17 protein-coding genes and 1 tRNA gene are annotated in these 18,033 nt (G+C 62.1%); 8 read left to right on the forward strand and 10 right to left on the reverse strand.

Annotation, left to right across the window (positions count from 1 at the left end; genetic code table 11):
• Window positions 1-32: 32 nt before the first annotated feature.
• From ACR3YK_RS09350 to ACR3YK_RS09370, 5 genes are all read right to left on the reverse strand, one after another.
• A complete protein-coding gene (locus tag ACR3YK_RS09350; RefSeq protein ID WP_486174618.1) occupies window positions 33-1,670 on the reverse strand; it encodes a DUF5671 domain-containing protein in 1,638 nt (545 codons plus the stop codon).
• On the reverse strand, window positions 1,667-2,125 hold the full coding sequence (locus ACR3YK_RS09355) for a nuclear transport factor 2 family protein (RefSeq protein ID WP_486174619.1): 459 nt from the start codon (window positions 2,123-2,125) through the stop codon (window positions 1,667-1,669). The genes ACR3YK_RS09350 and ACR3YK_RS09355 overlap by 4 nt, the downstream gene beginning before the upstream one ends.
• A 164-nt stretch (window positions 2,126-2,289) precedes the next feature.
• A complete protein-coding gene (locus ACR3YK_RS09360; RefSeq protein ID WP_486174620.1) occupies window positions 2,290-3,990 on the reverse strand; it encodes an MDR family MFS transporter in 1,701 nt (566 codons plus the stop codon).
• Complete coding sequence (locus ACR3YK_RS09365; RefSeq protein WP_486174621.1) at window positions 3,987-4,613, reverse strand: TetR/AcrR family transcriptional regulator; 627 nt, start codon at window positions 4,611-4,613, stop codon at window positions 3,987-3,989. Before ACR3YK_RS09365 ends, ACR3YK_RS09360 begins: the two co-directional genes overlap by 4 nt.
• Window positions 4,614-4,677: 64 nt before the next feature.
• The gene (locus ACR3YK_RS09370; protein ID WP_486174622.1) at window positions 4,678-5,313 is read right to left on the reverse strand and encodes an MBL fold metallo-hydrolase; all 636 of its coding nucleotides are present in this window, start codon (window positions 5,311-5,313) and stop codon (window positions 4,678-4,680) included.
• Window positions 5,314-5,369: 56 nt separating this feature from the next.
• On the opposite strand from ACR3YK_RS09370, the gene ACR3YK_RS09375 reads away from it, so the two are divergent.
• The gene (locus ACR3YK_RS09375) at window positions 5,370-6,302 is read left to right on the forward strand and encodes a diacylglycerol kinase family protein (protein WP_486174623.1); all 933 of its coding nucleotides are present in this window, start codon (window positions 5,370-5,372) and stop codon (window positions 6,300-6,302) included.
• Window positions 6,303-6,367: 65 nt separating this feature from the next.
• On the opposite strand, the gene ACR3YK_RS09380 is transcribed toward ACR3YK_RS09375, so the two are convergent.
• Window positions 6,368-6,832, reverse strand: coding sequence for a hypothetical protein (locus tag ACR3YK_RS09380; protein ID WP_486174624.1), 465 nt, complete (start codon window positions 6,830-6,832; stop codon window positions 6,368-6,370).
• 79 nt (window positions 6,833-6,911) lie between these two features.
• Here ACR3YK_RS09380 and ACR3YK_RS09385 point away from each other — a divergent pair.
• A tRNA-Glu gene (locus ACR3YK_RS09385) sits at window positions 6,912-6,984 on the forward strand.
• A 256-nt stretch (window positions 6,985-7,240) separates the two neighbouring features.
• Entirely contained in the window at window positions 7,241-8,485 is a 1,245-nt protein-coding gene (locus ACR3YK_RS09390; RefSeq protein WP_486174625.1) for an acyl-CoA dehydrogenase family protein, read from the forward strand.
• Here the strand turns inward: ACR3YK_RS09390 and ACR3YK_RS09395 are convergent.
• Genes ACR3YK_RS09395 through cmtR form a run of 3 tightly spaced genes read right to left on the reverse strand, consistent with a single transcriptional unit; the run spans window position 8,482 to window position 11,527 of the window.
• Window positions 8,482-9,144 carry a DsbA family protein gene (locus tag ACR3YK_RS09395; RefSeq protein ID WP_486174626.1) on the reverse strand — a complete coding sequence of 221 codons (663 nt, stop codon included), beginning with the start codon at window positions 9,142-9,144 and terminating at the stop codon, window positions 8,482-8,484. The genes ACR3YK_RS09390 and ACR3YK_RS09395 overlap by 4 nt on opposite strands.
• Window positions 9,141-11,159 (reverse strand): heavy metal translocating P-type ATPase, encoded by a 2,019-nt coding sequence (locus ACR3YK_RS09400; RefSeq protein ID WP_486174627.1) that lies wholly within the window; start codon window positions 11,157-11,159, stop codon window positions 9,141-9,143. The genes ACR3YK_RS09395 and ACR3YK_RS09400 overlap by 4 nt, the downstream gene beginning before the upstream one ends.
• A complete protein-coding gene (gene cmtR / locus ACR3YK_RS09405) occupies window positions 11,156-11,527 on the reverse strand; it encodes a Cd(II)/Pb(II)-sensing metalloregulatory transcriptional regulator CmtR (protein WP_486174628.1) in 372 nt (123 codons plus the stop codon). The genes ACR3YK_RS09400 and cmtR overlap by 4 nt, the downstream gene beginning before the upstream one ends.
• A gap of 237 nt (window positions 11,528-11,764) precedes the next feature.
• Here cmtR and ACR3YK_RS09410 point away from each other — a divergent pair, with 237 nt between their 5' ends.
• On the forward strand, window positions 11,765-12,766 hold the full coding sequence (locus ACR3YK_RS09410) for a TerC family protein (protein WP_486174629.1): 1,002 nt from the start codon (window positions 11,765-11,767) through the stop codon (window positions 12,764-12,766).
• A 27-nt stretch (window positions 12,767-12,793) separates the two neighbouring features.
• Here ACR3YK_RS09410 and ACR3YK_RS09415 read toward each other — a convergent pair whose 3' ends face one another.
• Entirely contained in the window at window positions 12,794-13,882 is a 1,089-nt protein-coding gene (locus ACR3YK_RS09415) for a Glu/Leu/Phe/Val dehydrogenase family protein (protein WP_486174630.1), read from the reverse strand.
• Between the two features lie 211 nt (window positions 13,883-14,093).
• On the opposite strand from ACR3YK_RS09415, the gene ACR3YK_RS09420 reads away from it, so the two are divergent.
• The 4 genes from ACR3YK_RS09420 to murA all read left to right on the forward strand — a co-directional run bounded on the left by ACR3YK_RS09420 (window position 14,094) and on the right by murA (window position 18,033).
• A complete protein-coding gene (locus ACR3YK_RS09420) occupies window positions 14,094-14,501 on the forward strand; it encodes a hypothetical protein (RefSeq protein ID WP_486174631.1) in 408 nt (135 codons plus the stop codon).
• 99 nt (window positions 14,502-14,600) lie between these two features.
• Window positions 14,601-16,061, forward strand: coding sequence for a 3-isopropylmalate dehydratase large subunit (gene leuC / locus ACR3YK_RS09425; protein ID WP_486174632.1), 1,461 nt, complete (start codon window positions 14,601-14,603; stop codon window positions 16,059-16,061).
• Window positions 16,061-16,657 carry a 3-isopropylmalate dehydratase small subunit gene (gene leuD / locus ACR3YK_RS09430; RefSeq protein ID WP_486174633.1) on the forward strand — a complete coding sequence of 199 codons (597 nt, stop codon included), beginning with the start codon at window positions 16,061-16,063 and terminating at the stop codon, window positions 16,655-16,657. Before leuC ends, leuD begins: the two co-directional genes overlap by 1 nt.
• Before the next feature lie 8 nt (window positions 16,658-16,665).
• Window positions 16,666-18,033: a UDP-N-acetylglucosamine 1-carboxyvinyltransferase gene (murA, locus tag ACR3YK_RS09435; protein WP_486174634.1), complete on the forward strand. Its 1,368-nt coding sequence runs from the start codon at window positions 16,666-16,668 to the stop codon at window positions 18,031-18,033.

Consider the following 18,033-nt stretch of genomic DNA (forward strand, 5'->3'; position numbering starts at 1 on the left):
ATCGAAACCCTGACAACGCTGTGCTGCGAGCCTTACGACACCAGCGGGATTACCGCGACCTTGCCCTTCGCTCCGGCCACGATCAGCACATGAGCGGCCTCGACCCCGTCGAGGGCGGCGACGACAGCCGCAACATCCGGCTCTCTTGTCACAGGCTCGGCTCGCTGCAGCACCGCGACTCGCGCGCCGGTAGCCGCGCGGACGGCTTCGAGCAGTTCAACATTGGTGCCCGACGACACGAGAGTGACGCGACCAATGCGGTGCACCGGCTCGGTATCGACATCGACTGCCCGATCCTTGTGCCAAATCATGAAGTGATACGTGGCGACGAGTCCGGTTGCCGTAAGCAAGCCGAGCGCCTGTCGTGATCGCTCGATGAAGCTCTCGCCGCTGCCGCCATCGAGCAAGAAGGCGAACAACTGGAAGCCGATCACGAGCAACGTGATGAGCGCTACGAGAGCACTCAATCCGAAGATGATGACGAGGAAGACACGACGGCCGGGAGTGGCAACGCGCTCCGGCAGAGAGGCCTCACGGGGACGCCACGTCAACCACCAGAGCGCTCCGCCAACGACGAGTGCGCTGAGCCCCGCAAGCAGCAGACTGCGGATGTTGCCCGCAAGCAGCGGATCGCTCGATGTCGCGAGCAGAGCGTTGATCGTGACCCCGAAGCCGGATGCCGCGAAAGCCAGCGAAACACCCGCTGTCGAGAGCGAGGTTGCTGCACGCACTCCAGTGGACCGCTCAGCGACGATGCGTGAGTGGTACGTGAAGACCAGCGCGCCGACCGCCGCTCCCGCGATCGCTGTTCCCAGCGGGTCGAGCAGGCTGGCAATCGGCTGCTGCAGTCCGGTAGCGAGCTCGAGGAGGATCGACAGCAGAATGATGAGCCCGAACGCGAACACGGCGAGCGAGCCGATTCCCGTGATGAACACGAGAAGCACCGTGCTGAAGCCAAAGGTGTGGTTTCGCACGCCCAAGCGCCCCCAGTGCCACCGCCACAACAGGGCGCCGCCGATAGCCCAGACGAGAGACTGCGCGACGATCTGCCACAGCGGATCGCTCACCACGACCGAGCGCGAGCCGGCATCCGCGGCGGCATCGATGAGCTGGGCGAGCGCGGAGACGAGGCCTCCGGCGCCGTAGGTCAAGCCAATCAGGGAGGCGAGGGCGGGTGTTGCGCCCTGAAGGCGCGTCGGGCCCTTGGCGGGGTGCTGCCACATCCAGTAATGCCAACCCCACACGAGCGCCCACACAATGCCGACCGCGAGCCCCGCAGGGTTCCAGCCGTAGCGAATGGTGTCGGCAAGCCAGGAGAGCAGAGCAATGGTGAAAACGAGCAAAGCAACCGTCGACATGACCACGAGATAGACGGGCCAGAGAATGGATGCGCGGTCTCGCGCCATCGTGCCGTCACGCCAGATCAGCCACCAGAGCAGGGCAGCGAGGGGGCCGGCGACCAGCGCGGAGGCGAGAGAAGTCGCGAGCCCGTAATTGTCGTAGCTGACCTCGATGCGATTGAGGGTGAAGAGACGATCGAGCAGCCCGCTGAGACCGCTCGCCGCAATAATCACCGTCGCGGCGAGGAGCGCATAGGTGATGAAGCGGCGGACGGTTTGCACGCCGCCCACTGCGGGAGTTGCTGCCGGAGAACTAGTTGTGGAGGTCATCCGCGGAATCCTTGTTCGTAGCAGTACGTGAGCTCCCAGGGCGTGGTTTCGATCTTCCAGTCGCCACCTTCCCTCACCAGGGTGAACAGATCGTCGTAGCCGTAGCTCGAACCGCCAAAGCTACCGGTGCCCTGTTCGAGTGTGACGTTCACTACAGCGGAGGTGCCATCAATAGTGGTGGAGCTGACGGTCATCCGCAGTCCTTGAAGCGGGTTTCGGTCGGCTTGCTCGCATTCGTCGAGAACGCCTGCAGAAACGAGGCTGCGTGCCGTTTCGAAGTCGCTGGCGACCATGGCACGCGAGTACGACTGAACGACGCCCTCGGGCGTGGAGGGGTCGATATCGGTGGGCCCACCGCGCGTGAACACCACGACGATGGCAATAACCACGATGGCGGCGATCACGGAGAGAATTACCGCCAACGTTCGATCGGGTCGAGCAGCTTGCTGAGTCATGGGCTAAGCATCTCTCAGAAATGACCACAAATCTATTCGGTGGAACCTCTAATTTTTGGTTCGTCAATGGGGTGAAGCCCGCAACTCGCTCGTGCGTTGTGGAACGAGAGCGCTGCGGGCTTCACCTGCCGTTGGGGTGATCGAGGCGATCGCCTCACCAACCGCTATGGCTGATTGCGGATGATGGAGATCGGACCGGAGTGTTCGGTCACGTTCGTGAGTTCGCGAGCTTCAGCATCCGGGGCCTCAGCGGGAACGGGATCGTCGTCACCGAGCACGTTGAGCGACTCGGTACTCTCGGCGCGGTCGATGGTTGTGGCCAGCGGAACTTCCTTGATGAACATCAAGAGCACAGCAGAGAGAAGCACGAGCGGCACCATGTAGAGGAACACGGGAGCGAGCGAGTCGTTGTACGCGCCGACGATGATCTCGCGAACGGCATCAGGAAGGTCGCGAACGGCGGCGGGCGTCAAGGAGTTGGTGTCTCCCGTCGCCCCAGCGGCTGCAGCCGGAAGGCGAGTAGCGAGCAGTTCGGTGAGGCGAGCGACGAAGAGGCTACCGACCACCGCCGTACCGATGGAAGCACCGATCTGGCGGAAGTAGTTGTTCGATGAGGTCGCCGTTCCCACTTGAGCGTTCGGGAACGTGTTCTGAACAATGAGCACGAGCATCTGCATGCTCATGCCGAGGCCGAGACCCATCACCGCGAGGTAGCTGCAGAGAATCCAGATCGGCAGCTCCGGCGTCATTGTGGAAAGCAGCGCCAGGCCTGCTGCGATCACGAACGAACCCGTAAGCGGAAGCCACTTGTAGCGACCCGTGCGGCTCACGAGCTGGCCAGCGATGATCGAGGTGACGAGCATCGCGCCCATCATCGGGATCATCAAGAAGCCGGCCTGAGTGGCATTCACTCCCGTGACCATCTGCAGGTAGGTCGGCATGTAGGCGAGAGCGCCAAACATGGCGATACCCGTGATGAGTCCGGATGCCGTGGTGAGAACGAAGTTACGTTCCTTGAACATGTGCAACGGCATGATCGGCTCGGCAGCGGCGCGCTCGACCATCACGAACGAGAAGCCGGCGACGATTGCCAGAGCAATGAGGCCGAGGATGATGAGCGAGTCCCAGTCGTACTGAGTTCCGCCCCAGGTCGTAACGAGAACGATCGCGGTTGACGCGATCGCCAACAGAATCATGCCGGCAACGTCGATTGTGGGTTTGGTGCGCGCGTTCTTGGGTAGCTTGAGCAGCATCACGGCAGCGAAAATTGCGACGGCACCGAGCGGAAGATTCATCCAAAATGCCCAGCGCCATCCGATGGACTCCGTGAACCAACCCCCGAGGAGCGGGCCAGCAACGCTAGCGAGGGCAAATACCCCACCGATAGCTCCCATGTAGCGACCGCGCTCGCGGGCCGGGACTACATCGGCAATGATCGCCTGGGACAGGATCATGAGACCGCCGCCGCCGAGGCCTTGAACAGCGCGGCCCAGAATCAGCCAGGTCATGTCGGGGGCGAGGCCGCCGATGATCGAGCCGACCATGAAGATGGAGATCGCGCCGATAAAGAGACCCTTGCGGCCGATGAGGTCGCCGAGCTTGCCGTACACCGGCATCATGATGGTGGCGGCCAGGATGTAGGCGGTCGTCACCCACAGCATGTGGTTCACGCCGTCGAGTTCGCCCACGATGGTGGGCAAAGCGGTGCTGAAAATGGTCTGATCGAGCGCCGAGAGCAGCATGGTCACCATGAGGCCGGCGAACAACAGCAGAATGCTGCGTTTGGTTGCCGGGTCGCTCGTGGTGGTGCCGTCAACGGCGGCGCCGTCAGTCGCGGTTGCGGGAGGTTCGTTCGTGGTTGTCATTGAAGTGTGTTCAGTGTTTCTCGTGTAAGTCCGATCGAGCGAAGGTACATGGAGTCGATGTCGGCGGTAGCGCCGGCAGCGATCCATTCCTTTACTGCGATTCGAACGGATGCGACGCAAGTGGCTACGGCAATCTCGGCGACGTATTCGGGGTCGCGGGGGAGCGTAGTTTCTCGCTTGTTGAGGAATTCGACAACGGCAGCAGCCATCGTGCTGTTCAGTTGCGTGAATTGGTGAATCTGGCGGCTCAATAGACGCGGGTGCTCTTGCACGAGCGCCATCCGTTGAGCTTTGAGCTGGGTGCGGGCGGCGATCGGGCCAAAGATTTGGAACATGGTGGAGACGATCGCAGCGACTAGATCATCGGTTTCTGCGGAGGCGACTCCGGCGGCAATTGCGCGCTGAACTTCGCCCATGTCTTGAGTGCCGAGGATCGCGTCCTCTTTGCTGTCGAAATAGTTGAAGAAGGTGCGCGGCGAGATGCCGGCGCGGTCGCTGATCATGTCGACCGTGGCGCCGTCGAGCCCCTCAGCCGTCACGATCTCGACCGCAGCGGTTTCGATGCGCAGGCGCGTCTCGATTCGCTTGCGGTCGCGAAGACCAAGGGCAGGAGTATCAGGCACTCAGCAATAGTTGCAGAGACTGCAAAAATGCACAACTGCAAAAAGCTGTCAAATCGCTGAGGGGTTAGAGCGCGATCGATTCGCCCGGCTGTAGAACGGTGAACTCGCCGCCGTAGCCCGCCATGACATCCGAAATTCGTGCGGCTGACAGGGCGAGTCCCTTGTCGGAGAGCACAGCATCGTGCGTCTGAATCGCGCGCCTCGGGGCCAGCTCAGCCACGTAATCCATGACTTCACTGATCTTGAGCCACGGAGCGCCCGCGGGGATCGCTGCGTGCTGCACGGACGTGGGCGGAACCGTGAAAGAGTCACCGCCGTACCAGAACGCGCCGTTCACGAGAACACCAAGGTTGTCGATCATCGGGATCGATGGATGGATGACGGCGTGATCACCGCCGAAGAACTCCAGCGTCCACCCACCAACGGTTTCGCTCGCGCCGTCTGCCTCGGTTGTAATGTTCCAGTCCGAGGCAGCGGCCGCGACTCCGGCCGGACCGAAGATGGGCGCGTCGGGATTGTCCTGGCGAATGCGCGCCAACTGATCGTCGGTCCAGTGGTCGGGATGCTGGTGAGTGATCACGATTGCGGTCACGTTCTCGAGTGAGGGGAGGGGGTTCGTGAAGTTGCCGGGGTCGATCACAAGGCGCTCGCCGTCGTGTTCAAGAACGAGGCAGGCATGCTCATACTTGGTCACATTCATGTCCCGAGCCTATGCCCGTGGTGTGCCGGATGCGAGGCCGTGCGACATACTGAAGTGTGGAGTCGATCAAACCCCTGCGTCTTGTTGTCGCGATCAATCCCACAGCATCGTTTGGGCGTGGCAGAAATGTTGGCCCCCGTGCTGTTGCAGCGCTGCGCGCCCTCGGGCACGAAGTCACGGCGCTCGAGCAACCCAATTTTGCGTTGCTTCTCAAGCGCGGCCGTAAGGCGATTGCGAAGAAGCCGGATGCTTTGCTCGTGGTTGGCGGCGATGGCATGGTCAATCTGGGTGCCAATCTCGTCGCCACAACGACGGTGCCACTCGGCATCATCCCCTCGGGCACCGGCAATGACATGGCTCGTGGGCTGGGTATCCCTTTTTCAGATACGGATGCCGCTGTCGCCAGTGTTGTGCGCGGCTTGGCTCGGCCGCCGCGGGCGATCGATGCCGGCAGCGTCACCTACGTCGATGAAGCCACCGGCGCGGCGGCTACGCGGTGGTTTGCGTGCGTACTCTCGGCGGGTTTCGATGCGATCGTCAACGAGCGCGCCAATCTGATGTCGTGGCCTCGGGGTGCCAGCCGTTACACGGTGGCTCTCATCATTGAGCTGCTGCGCTTGCGTCCCATCGCGTACAAACTCACTCTCGACGGCACGGTGATCGAGACGACCGGCGCTCTGGTTAGCGTGGGTAACAACGTGTCGCTGGGTGGCGGGATGAAAGTGACCCCGGATGCACTCCTGGACGATGGTTTCGCTGATGTTCTTATTGTCGAAGCTCTCTCGCGCTTCGCTTTCTTGCGCGTCTTCCCGCGCGTCTTCAAGGGGACCCATCTCACCGATCCGCGCGTCACGGTGCATCGGGCCAAAAACATTCGGATTGAATCTGAGGGGATCACGGCCTATGCCGACGGTGAACGGTTCGCGGCCCTGCCCATCGACATCACGATGGCCCCGGGCGTGCTGAACATTCTCGACCAGCGACCGTAGTCGCGGGTCAGCGGGTCAGTGGGGTCGCGGGTCAGTGGGTTAGAGAGGCAGCGGCTCAGCGGCGTCTAGGCTTCGGGCGTTGCGCTGTCGGTCGCGATGCAGGCGTAATCCGTTACGAGCGTGCCGTCGTCGGTGGTGCGCTCCGAAATGATGAACTCTTGATCGGGGCGTGCGCCGTCAGCGACGGTCTCCTTGAAGGCGCTGAACGTCTCCGAACACGCTGACGAGACCGCAATTTGTAGCCCGCCGGCTTCCGCGATAGCGCTCTTGGCGAGTTCGCCCTTACCGATAACGACGTGTGTGTGTTCTTCCGTGCATGGGGTCACTTCGGCTTCGCTGAGGTTGGTTCCCTCGACGAACGTGAAGCAGTCGTCCACGAGCAATTGAGTGGAGCCGATCACTGTCGGTTCGAGCACTTGACCGGTCTCATCGCGTGGAATCTCTGGCGAGAGAAGCGAGCACCCCGCGAGCGCAGCAAGGGCAGCAATGCTGAGAAACGTAGCGGTGGTGGCGCGCGAAAATACAGTCAAGAAAAATCCAGAGGTTCGAAATTGGCAAATGTGGAAAAAGTGGGCCGAAAGATGTGGCATACTTTTCTAGTTGTTGTGAGGCCCCATCGTATAGCGGCCTAGTACGCCGCCCTCTCACGGCGGTAACGCGGGTTCGAATCCCGCTGGGGTCACAGTAGCAAAATCCCGGTCACGTTCTGGTGAACATGACCGGGATTTCATCGTTAACGGGACACCCAGTTCAGGGGGTGATTGACGGCGTTGGTGAAGTCCGTTGGGCGCTCACGGGAGTGTCATTTCCATTCACTCGGCGTAACAACGGGTAGCCGTACGAAAAAAGGCGACACAAACTCCATATCGCGTTGAATCAGGCACAGGATGTAGTTCACCCATTCAGAAAACGGGGTCTACACCTCAAGGAGTATTGCTATGTCTGATGTCACCATTGCCCGTCCCGCGATCGAGAACCGGTGGGCTGATGTCGCCCGCCCCACAACGCCAGAAGGGTGGCTCGCACGCGCTCAAGAAGTCTCCGACATCCTCGCGGCCGACGCTGTCGAGCGGGATGCCGCGAACCAGCCCCCGCACGCCGAGGTTGCGCTTCTCAAAGACTCGGGGCTCGTTACGTTGCTCGGCCCGGTTGAGCATGGCGGTGGTGGGCAGGCGTGGGACACCACCTACAAAGTGATCCGCACCATTGCCCGGGGCGATGGCTCCATCGGGCAATTGCTCGGGTACCACTATTTGTGGGCGTGGGCGGCACGCCTTGTCGCCACGGACGAGCAAGCCATTGCCGTGGAGAAACACTACACGGAGAACAACTTCCTCTTCGGCGGCGCCGTGAACCCCCGCGACTCTGACCTCGTGGTCACGGATGAAGGCGACGAGATCGTCTTCACCGGCAACAAGTCCTTCTCTACGGGAGGCGTCGTGTCTGACCTCACCGTGCTCGAGGGCATCCTCGAAGGAACCGACACTCACGTCTTCGCTATCGTGCCCACAGCTCAGCCTGCAATCGTGTTCAACGGAGACTGGGACAACCTCGGCCAGCGCCTGACCGAATCTGGCTCGGTGCAAATCAACGGCGTACGCACCGGATGGTCGTCAGCCCTCGGCTTCGTGAACAAAGAGTTCCAGTCACTCACCTACGGCACGCTCAATGTGCCCGCCATCCAACTGGTGTTCGCGAACTTCTATCTCGGCATCGCGCAGGGAGCGATCGAAGCAGCATCCTCGTACACGCGCACCAAGAGCCGCGCCTGGCCCTACGGCGGCGACAACAAGGCTCACGCGAGCGAGGAGTGGTACATCTTGGCTGGCTACGGCGAGCTGCAGTCGAAACTCTGGGCGGATGAGGCCCTGCTCGATGCGGTCGGCAGCGAGATCAGTGCCGTGCTTCACGCGCCGCGCACCGAGCTCAGCGAACGCCGTCGTGGCGAAATCGCGGTGCGCATTGCAGCGGGAAAACTGCGTATCAGTGACGATGGTTTGGACATCGCGACGAAGGTGTTCGAGCTGACGGGCGCGCGAGCATCCGCCAGCTCAGTGGGGCTCGATATCTACTGGCGCAACCTGCGCACCCACAGCCTGCACGACCCCGCGCCGTATAAGAAGCGCGAAGTTGGTCAATACGTGCTGCTCAACGAAGTGCCCGAGCCGAGCTGGTACACCTAGCCCTTGACTGCGGCGTCAACAGCCTCTGGCAGATTCTCGAGACGGCTCGTCTCGATGTATTCGTCATTCACGAAGAAGGTGGGAGTGCTGTTGACGCCCAGCTCAACACCGGCGTCGAAGTCGGCCTCGACGCGCGCCTGAGTGGCGGGGTCGGCAACGGCGGCATCATAGGCATCCATATCGAGGCCGATTTCTTCTGCCAGCGCGCGGAAGGCATCCGTCTGCGGAGGAGTGCCGCCGGCCCAGTCGCCCTGAGTTTCGAAGAGTCGCTGGTACATGGCCTCGAACTCACCCTGCTGGGCGGCAGCTTCTGCGGCGATAGCGGCATCCATCGAGTTGAGGTGGCTGGGCAGCGGGAAGTAGCGAACGACGTAGTTGATGTCGCCCTCGTAGACCTCGCGCATCGCCTCGACATACGGGTAGAACTGGCCACATGCGCCACACTCGAAGTCGAGAAACTCGACGATCGTCACGGCGTCCGGCCCGACGTTATCGACGTAGTTCGAGTCGCTGGCCACAGTGGAAGCGAGCTCCTGGGAACCGGTGCTGCTGGCGGTCTCGGAGTCCGCGTTCTTGGCCGTGACGTACACGAACACGAAGGCGGCAACGAGCGCGAGAATCCCCAGCGCGGCAAAAGTGGGCAGGAGGGCTTTCTTCACACGAGACTCCGAACGGGCTGGGGTTGACGGCGATCGCCCAGTACTGAGCGTGAATCAAGGCTACGGGAAAGCCTCGCCGCGCGGAGGCCGTTCAGGATAACGACCAGCTCCGCGAGCTCGTGCACGAGCACCACTCCCGCCAACCCAAGAACACCTGTGAGCGCCAGCGGAAAAAGACCAATAATGATCGCGAGCGACAGCACGATGTTGCCCGTCATAATGCGACGCCCGCGCCGCGCATGAAGCAACGCCACCGGAATGAGGCGTAGGTCGCTGCCTGTGAAAGCGACATCCGCCGACTCGACTGCAGCAGCGGATCCGGTAGCGCCCATTGCGATGCCCACATCGGCCGTCGCGAGAGCCGGGGCGTCGTTGATGCCGTCGCCGATCATCGCCGTGGGGGAGTCTTTCGTCAGGGTGGAGATGGCACTCGCTTTATCGGCGGGCAGCAGCTCGGCGCGCACATCACTGATGCCCGCGTCGCGCGCGATCGTTGCTGCCGTGCGCTCGTTGTCTCCCGTGAGCATGAGAGTGCGGATGCCCGCGCTCGCCAACTGTTCAACAGCTTCCGCAGCCTCGGGTCGCAGTTCGTCGCGGATGCCGAGGAGCCCGATCACGATGCCCTCGCGCTCGATCGCCATCACCGTCATGCCGTCGTCGGCCAGGCGCACGGCGGCAGGCGACAGTTCGCCCGCATCCATCCACCGGGTGCTTCCGGCGCGCACAGGAACACCGTCGAGCGTGCCCGATATTCCGCGACCGGCATCTTCGCGAACGTTTTCGGCTTCGGCGTGCACAGGCCGCTCGGCGAGTACTGCATGGGCGAGCGGATGCGTGCTGTGAGTTTCGAGCGCGGCGGCGATACTGAGCACCTCGTCACGGGTCACGGTAGCCAGCGTTTCGACCGCAACAACGCTGGGGCGATTCTGGGTGAGCGTGCCGGTCTTGTCGAAAGCAACCGTGCGGATGCTGCCCATCCGTTCAAAGGCGGCGCCCGACTTCACGATGATGCCGAGCTTGCTTGCCGACCCAATGGCCGAGATGACGGTCACGGGAACGGCGATGGCGAGAGCGCACGGCGATGCGGCCACGAGCACGACGAGCGCACGCTCGGTCCAGAGCTCGGGGTCACCGACGAGGAAACCAAAGCCGACTATCGCAGCAGCTACCCCCAGCACGATGGGCACGAGGGGGCGCGCGATTCGGTCGGCCAGGCGGGCACGATCGCCCTTACGCGCGTTCGCTTCTTCCACGAGGCGCACGATCGTCGTGAGCGAGTTGTCGGTGCCGTTCGCCGTAGTGCGGATGCGGAGGGCACCGTCTCCATTGATGGAGCCGGCGAGAACGGTGTCGCCGGTGTCGACCGCGGCGGGGAGTGATTCGCCCGTTACCGCGGAGGTGTCGACGCTGCCGCGACCGCTCGTAACCACGCCATCCGTCGCCACGCGTTCGCCCGCGCGCACGACGAGCAGATCGCCGACCACGATGTCGCGAGCCGGCAGGGTGAGCAGTTTTCCGTCGCGCTCGATCAGCGCCGTGTCAGGAATGAGGGAGAGAAGAGCGCGCAAGCCAGAGCGCGCACGATCCATTGCGCGATCTTCGAGCGCCTCGGCGATCGAGAACAGAAAAGCGAGGGCGGCCGCTTCGCCAACGTGACCTAGGAGCACTGCGCCCACGGCCGCAATCGTCATGAGTAAGCCGACGCCCAACGAGCCGCGCAGGAGACGGCGTACGGCGCCGGGCACAAACGTTGCCGCGCCGGCGAGCAAACTCACACCTTGCAGCGCGGTAACGATCCATTCCGCTCCGCCCGACCACAGGGCAATGACGGATGCCGCAAGCAGAACGCCCGAGGCCGCCGGCAGAGCGAGTCCTCGGTCGTGCCACCACGGTGCAAGGTCATCGTGCACCGCGACAGCGGGGCTAGCACTGGCTCCGTCGGCGGGAGCGGCCGCAGAGGAATCGGCGCCGCGGGGCGTGCGTGGGGCATCCACTCCACAGCATTCTTCGCTCACGCGGTCACCTCCGTTGCCGTTGCCGGGGTGCAGCAGAACGGATCATTGCAGTTATCGCCAGCGCACGGTGTGCCGTCATCAACGGCGAGCACCACGTTCACGACGTCGTTGAGAGCATGGGCAAGATGGGGGTCCGAAATCTCGTAGCGAGTCGACCGCCCTTCAGGCGTTGCCACGACAAGTCCGCAGCCGCGCAGGCACGTGAGGTGGTTAGAGACGTTACTGCGCGTGAGCTCAAGGGCGTGGGCCAGCTGTACGGGATAGCCGGGCTTGTCGAGCAAGGAGAGCAGGATGCGCGCCCGAGTGGGGTCAGCCATGGCGCGACCTAAACGGTTCATGACGTCGACGCGAGAAGCAACGGTCAGCATGTGCTGACTATACAGCGAGTACTGACCGAACATCGACGTCTGAAACTGGGAGTTCTCCCGCGTTGCCCGCGCGCACGTCGGCTATCATGGGCAGGCGAAGGGGAGTATCCCACCTCGTTGTCCTCGTCAATACGAACCACTCTGTAGTGGATCCGGGGCAGCGGCATCCACTCGGTTTCTGGATGCGGGAGAGACTTTCGAGACCTGCTACGCCTCGAAACCCTCGAATGGATTCTCTTGACCACTCTGCCTATCTGGTTCGAAGTCACGTCGCTGACTGTGCTGCTGATCACCCTCGCAGCCGACCTCATCATGGCGTACAAGCGCCCGCACATCCCGAGCACTAAAGAATCCGCGCTGTGGGTTGGCTTCTACGTCACGCTCGCGCTGATCTTTGCGCTCATGATGTTCTTACTGGGCGACGTCGAGCAGGCCGGACAATTCATTGCCGGTTGGGTCACGGAGTACAGCCTCTCGATTGACAACCTCTTTGTGTTCGTCATCATCATGGGGCGCTTCTCGGTGCCGCGAAAGTACCAGCAAGAGGTGCTGATGGTGGGCATCCTGATTGCTCTCGTATTGCGCGGAATCTTCATTCTTCTCGGCGCTCAGCTCATCGAGAACTTCAGCTTCATCTTCTACATCTTTGGTGCGTTCTTGCTCTACACGGCGATCCGCCAAGTGTTCGAAGACCACGACAGCATGGAAGAAACCGAGAGCGGAATCATCCGTTTCCTGCGCAAGCGCATCAACATTTCGCCGACGTTCGACGGCGGCAAGGTGCGCACGGTCATCGATGGCAAGAAGGTCTTCACGCCGATCCTTGTCGTGTTCGTTGCACTCGGCATCACCGACCTTGTCTTTGCGATCGACTCGATCCCGGCGATCTTCGGTATCACGACCGACCCCTTCATCGTCTTCACGGCCAACATCTTCGCGCTTATGGGGCTTCGCCAGCTGTACTTCCTGCTCGGCGACCTCATCGACAAGCTCGAGTACCTGCACTACGGCATTGCCTTCGTGCTCGGCTTCATCGGTGTGAAGTTGTTCTTCCACGCGATGCACGTCAACGAGTTGCCCTTCATCAACGGGGGAGAGCCGCTGCTGTGGGCGCCCGAAATTGGTACGTGGACCTCGCTCGTCGTGATTCTTGTCGCAATGGCTGTTGCCGTGATCGCGAGCCTTCTCAAGATGAGCCGCGACAAGAAGCGTGAAGCTATCTCTGTCGACAGTGAGTAGAGGCAGCTCGCCGGTAGCGCTCGTCGCCTAGATCGTGGTGACGAGGCGAGACTGCGCGAGGCGCTCCGCCGCGTCCAAGGTGGTGATGCCCTGGGCTGAAGCGTCGCGGAAGATCGTCGTGACCGTGTCACCGATAGCTTCGACGCGCTTCGCGATCGCGTCGGCATCCGCATCGGGTTCTGACGCCATGTCGAGGTAGATCACGCCGCCGCCGTTGACCACGAAGTCGGGAGCCCAGAGGATGCCGCGCTCGGCCAGTGCTTCTGCGCCGTCGTGCTGCGCGAGCTGGTTGTTGGCCGCGCCCACGACACCGCTGACGTTGAGTTCGCGGATGACGCGGGGGCTCAGTACGCCACCCAGACCACACGGAACAAAGATGTCGGCCACCACGCTGTGGGCCTCTTCGACGTCAACCCAGTTGGCATCGAGCTCGGCGGCGAGCAGTTTGCGGTCGAGGTTCACGTCGGTGACGGTGAGCACGGCGCCAGCGGCGGTGAGTGAACGCGCGAGGCGGCCACCGACCTGGCCGAGGCCCGAAATGATGAGGTGGCGACCAGCAAGGTCGCGCGTACCGAAGAGGGCTTCGCAGGTGGCGAGGATGCTCGCGTGAACGCCAGCGGCAGTCGCGTCCGCGGGTTCACCGGCTCCACCCTGATCGGCGGGGAGACCACAGACGTGTTCGGTGCGCTCCGCGACCACCGACATGAGTTCGGCGCTCGTGCCGACATCCTCTGCCGTCATGTACGCGCCGTTGAGGCTTTCGATGGCGTCGCCCAGATCGAGCATCGCATCGCGCTTCTGTTCGGTCGTCAGCGTGACACCCATCGGAATATGGATGACCGACTTTCCGCCACCGCGGTTGAGGCCAGCGGCCGAGTTCTTGAGCGTCATCGCGGCAGAGAGTCGCAGGGAGTCTGCAACGGCATCCGTCCAGAGTGGGTAGTTCCACATTCGGGCGCCGCCGAGGGCCTGACCGAGAACGGTCGAGTGGACTGCGACGCTGATGATCAGGCCGGAGCGCTTGCCCGTTGAAACGAGAACTCTCTCGTGACTGAATTCGGCGTTTTCGAGAGCGGAGGCCGGGGCCTCGAGCGTCGTGGATGCTTGCGTAATCATGTACTTCTCCTGCGTGTGGGCCTTGTGGGCAAAACAACAAAATGGCAAGTGGTGGTAGCACGAGGGTGGTGCGCTCTGGTCAGCATACCGCTGGGCTTCGGTGCTGTCGCCTGTTCCCCAGTGGCTTATGATCTGACCATTGCTTAGACCGTCAGGAACGGTCGTCGCCGTCCCGCTCTGCGGTGTACGCCGATGACAGAGAGTGCAGTTGATGAGTGACATTTCGGCGGCACCCCAGCCGCCCCGCCGCACCCCCGTGTGGAACCTCGTGAAGTTTCTGGTCATCCCGTTGATCATCATTGCGGGCATCGGTTTTGCGACGCTCGGCAACCACGATGACCGGGTCACGATTCTCGACAAGGGCGTCGTTGCCGAAGCGGTACCCACGGGCAATACGGTGGCGGAATCACACCGCGATGGCCGCCACACCGTTCAAGTCGTGCGGCTCGAATTCAGCTTCGATGTCGACGGCGAAACGTACACGGCGTTGGGCGACCACACCTTCGACGAGGAGTCCTTTGACAAAGCCGCGGCCCTCGCGGCGAATGTCGCTGCCGAAGTGCACTATCTCGACGACGATCCTGCAGCGGCAGTCGTGCTCGACAACGACTATCGCTAGCCGACTTCGAAGTCGCAAAAGCGCCTTGCGCGCGGCGTAGACTAGAGAGATTGAGCCGCGTTTTTTGTGGAGCGATCGTTGATTCGAAAGAGGTGCGCTATGGGCAAGACCCTGGCAGAGAAAGTGTGGGAAGACCATCTGGTCGTCAAGGGTGCCGATGGCACGCCCGACCTTATCTACATTGACCTTCACCTTGTGCACGAAGTCACGAGCCCTCAAGCCTTCGACGGACTGCGGATGGCCGGCCGTCCAGTTCGCCGCCCCGATCTGACAATCGCGACCGAGGACCACAACACTCCTACGCTGGCTATCCACAAGCCGATTGCCGACCTCACGAGCCGCACCCAAATTCAGACGCTGCGTAACAATGCAGAAGAATTCGGCGTTCGCCTGCACTCGCTCGGCGACATCGAGCAGGGCATCGTTCACGTTGTTGGCCCGCAGCTCGGGCTGACGATGCCCGGCATCACCGTCGTGTGCGGCGACTCGCACACCAGCACGCACGGGGCTTTCGGGGCCATGGCGTTCGGAATCGGCACGAGTGAAGTCGAGCACGTGCTCGCCACTCAGACCCTTCCGCTCAAAGCCTTCAAGACGATGGCAATCACCGTCGAGGGCGAACTGCGTCCCGGTGTCACCGCGAAAGACATCATCCTCGCGGTCATCGCGCAGATCGGAACCGGCGGAGGCCAGGGGTACGTTCTCGAATTCCGCGGCAGCGCCATCCGCTCCCTCTCTATGGAGGGTCGCATGACGATCTGCAACATGTCGATCGAAGCAGGCGCCCGCGCCGGCATGATCGCGCCCGACCAGATCACCTACGACTACCTCAAGGGCCGCCCGCACGCCCCCGAGGGTGCTGACTGGGATGCCGCCGTCGAATACTGGAACACGCTCGCGACCGACGAGGATGCCGTCTTCGATGCCGAAGTCTTCCTCGACGCCAACACGCTCGAGCCTTTCGTCACCTGGGGTACCAACCCCGGCCAGGGCGTGTCTCTCAGCGACAACGTTCCCGTTCCTGCTGAAATCCCTGACGCGACGGAACGCACAGCGGCGGAGCGCGCTCTGGAATACATGGCACTCGATGCTGGCATGCCGATGAAAGACATCCGAGTGGATGCCGTCTTCATGGGGTCGTGCACCAACAGCCGCATCGAAGACCTCCGGGCCTTCACCTCCATCATCAAAGGCCGCAAGAAGGCGGACAACGTGCGCGTTATGGTCGTTCCCGGCTCCGCACGCGTTCGTCTCGAGGCAGAAGCCGAAGGCCTCGACAAAATCGTCGAAGAGTTCGGTGCCGAATGGCGATTCGCGGGGTGCTCGATGTGCCTCGGCATGAACCCCGACCAACTGGCTCCGGGGGAGCGTTGCGCCTCTACCAGTAACCGCAACTTCGAAGGTCGCCAAGGCAAGGGAGGGCGTACCCATCTGGTGTCGCCGCTCGTTGCCGCGGCCACCGCCATCCGCGGAACGCTTTCAAGCCCGTGGGACCTCGAGAACAGCCCACTGCCCGAACAGCTGGCGCTCGCCGCTACGACCGCTGAGGAGTCACGCTAATGGAGAAGATTACGACCATCAGTGGCATCGCTGTTCCGCTCAAGCGCAGTAACGTCGACACCGACCAGATCATCCCCGCCGAGTTCCTCAAGCGAGTCACCAAGACCGGGTTCGACGACGCGCTCTTCTTCGGTTGGCGTCAAGACCCCGACTTCATTCTGAACCGCGAGCCTTACAGCCACGGCAAGATCCTCATCGCCGGCTCCGACTTCGGTACCGGCTCCAGCCGTGAGCACGCCGTCTGGGCGCTTCGCGACTTCGGCTTCCACGCGGTGCTGAGTTCACGCTTCGGCGACATCTTCCGCGGCAACTCGGGCAAGCAAGGGTTGTTGGCCGCGCAGCTTTCTGAGGAAGACATCGAGTCGCTCTGGGCCCTCGTCGAGGCCGACCCTGAACTTGAAGTGAGCGTTGACCTTGAATCCCGCACCGTCACAGCAGGGGCCGCACAGTTCACATTCGAGATTGATGATTACACTAGGTGGCGTTTGCTCGAAGGTCTCGATGACATCGGCCTCACCCTGAGAAACGAAACAGACATCACGGAGTTTGAAAGCCGCCGCGAATCATGGCGACCCAAGACTTTGCCAGCGAAGTAGAGGTAACGATGAATCCATTGGCTCAAGACGCAACAGCGGCGGCCAAGCGATCAGGTCTGCATTCCAACCAAATTGTCATTAATGGTGGAAAGCCCCTTCGTGGACGCATCAACGTTCGCGGTGCGAAGAACCTCGCCACTAAGGCAATGGTGGCAGCACTTCTGGCTGACACCCCCAGCGTTCTGCGGGACGTTCCGGCCATTAGCGATGTCGGCGTCGTTACCGGGATGCTTGAGGCCTACGGCGTAACGGTCACCGAGACCGGTGACGGCGAACTCACCCTCGACCCCAAAAACGTACTGAAGGCGCACTTCGCCAAGATTGATGCCCTTGCCGGCTCGAGCCGCATCCCGATCCTGTTCTGTGGACCACTATTGCACCGCCTCGGCGAAGCGCTGATCCCTGACCTCGGTGGTTGCCGTATTGGCGACCGTCCCATCGACTTCCATTTGGATGCTCTGCGAGCGTTCGGCGCCGTCGTCGACAAGAGCTATGAGGGTATTCGTCTCACGGCCCCCGATGGCCTCCATGGTGCCAACATCGACCTGCCCTACCCGAGCGTGGGGGCGACCGAGCAAGTGCTGCTCACGGCAGTTCTCGCCCAGGGCGTTACCGAGCTCAAGGGTGCAGCAATCGAGCCCGAGATCATGGATCTCATCGCGATCTTGCAAAAAATGGGTGCGATCATCAACGTCGAGCCCAACCGTGTCATCTTCATCGAGGGCGTCGAGAAGCTCAGCGGTTACAACCACCGCGCACTCTTCGACCGCAACGAGGCCGCGAGCTGGGCATCCGCTGCTCTGGCCACCGGCGGAGATATCTTCGTTGAGGGCGCCATGCAGCAAGAGCTCATGACCTTCTTGAACATCTTCCGCAAGGTGGGTGGCGCGTTCGATATTGCTGAAGACGGCATCCGCTTCTGGCACCCCGGTGGAGCGCTCAAGCCCGTTGTGATCGAAACTGATGTGCACCCTGGTTTCATGACGGACTGGCAGCAGCCGCTCATCGTTGCGCTCACTCAGGCTGAAGGGCGTTCCGTCGTTCACGAGACGGTATACGAGAACCGCCTAGGCTTCACCTCTGCTCTTGTGGAGATGGGCGCGGATATCGAGGTGTTCGAAGAGGGAATCGAGTCGGTGAGCCGTCGCGTTCCTCGCCGTCCTCTTGAGCAGGCAGCTGTCATCATCGGCCCGACAGCACTGCACGGTGCGGATGTTGAGATCCCCGACCTGCGCGGTGGCTTCAGCCACCTCATTGCAGCGTTGACCGCGGATGGGCAATCCACAGTAAGCAACATCGGAATCATCGCGCGCGGCTACGAGCACTTCATTGACAAGCTCGAAACACTGGGCGCTGACTTCGTTTACGAGGGATAG

It is taken from the genome of Salinibacterium sp. 10G20-15, from assembly GCF_057365065.1.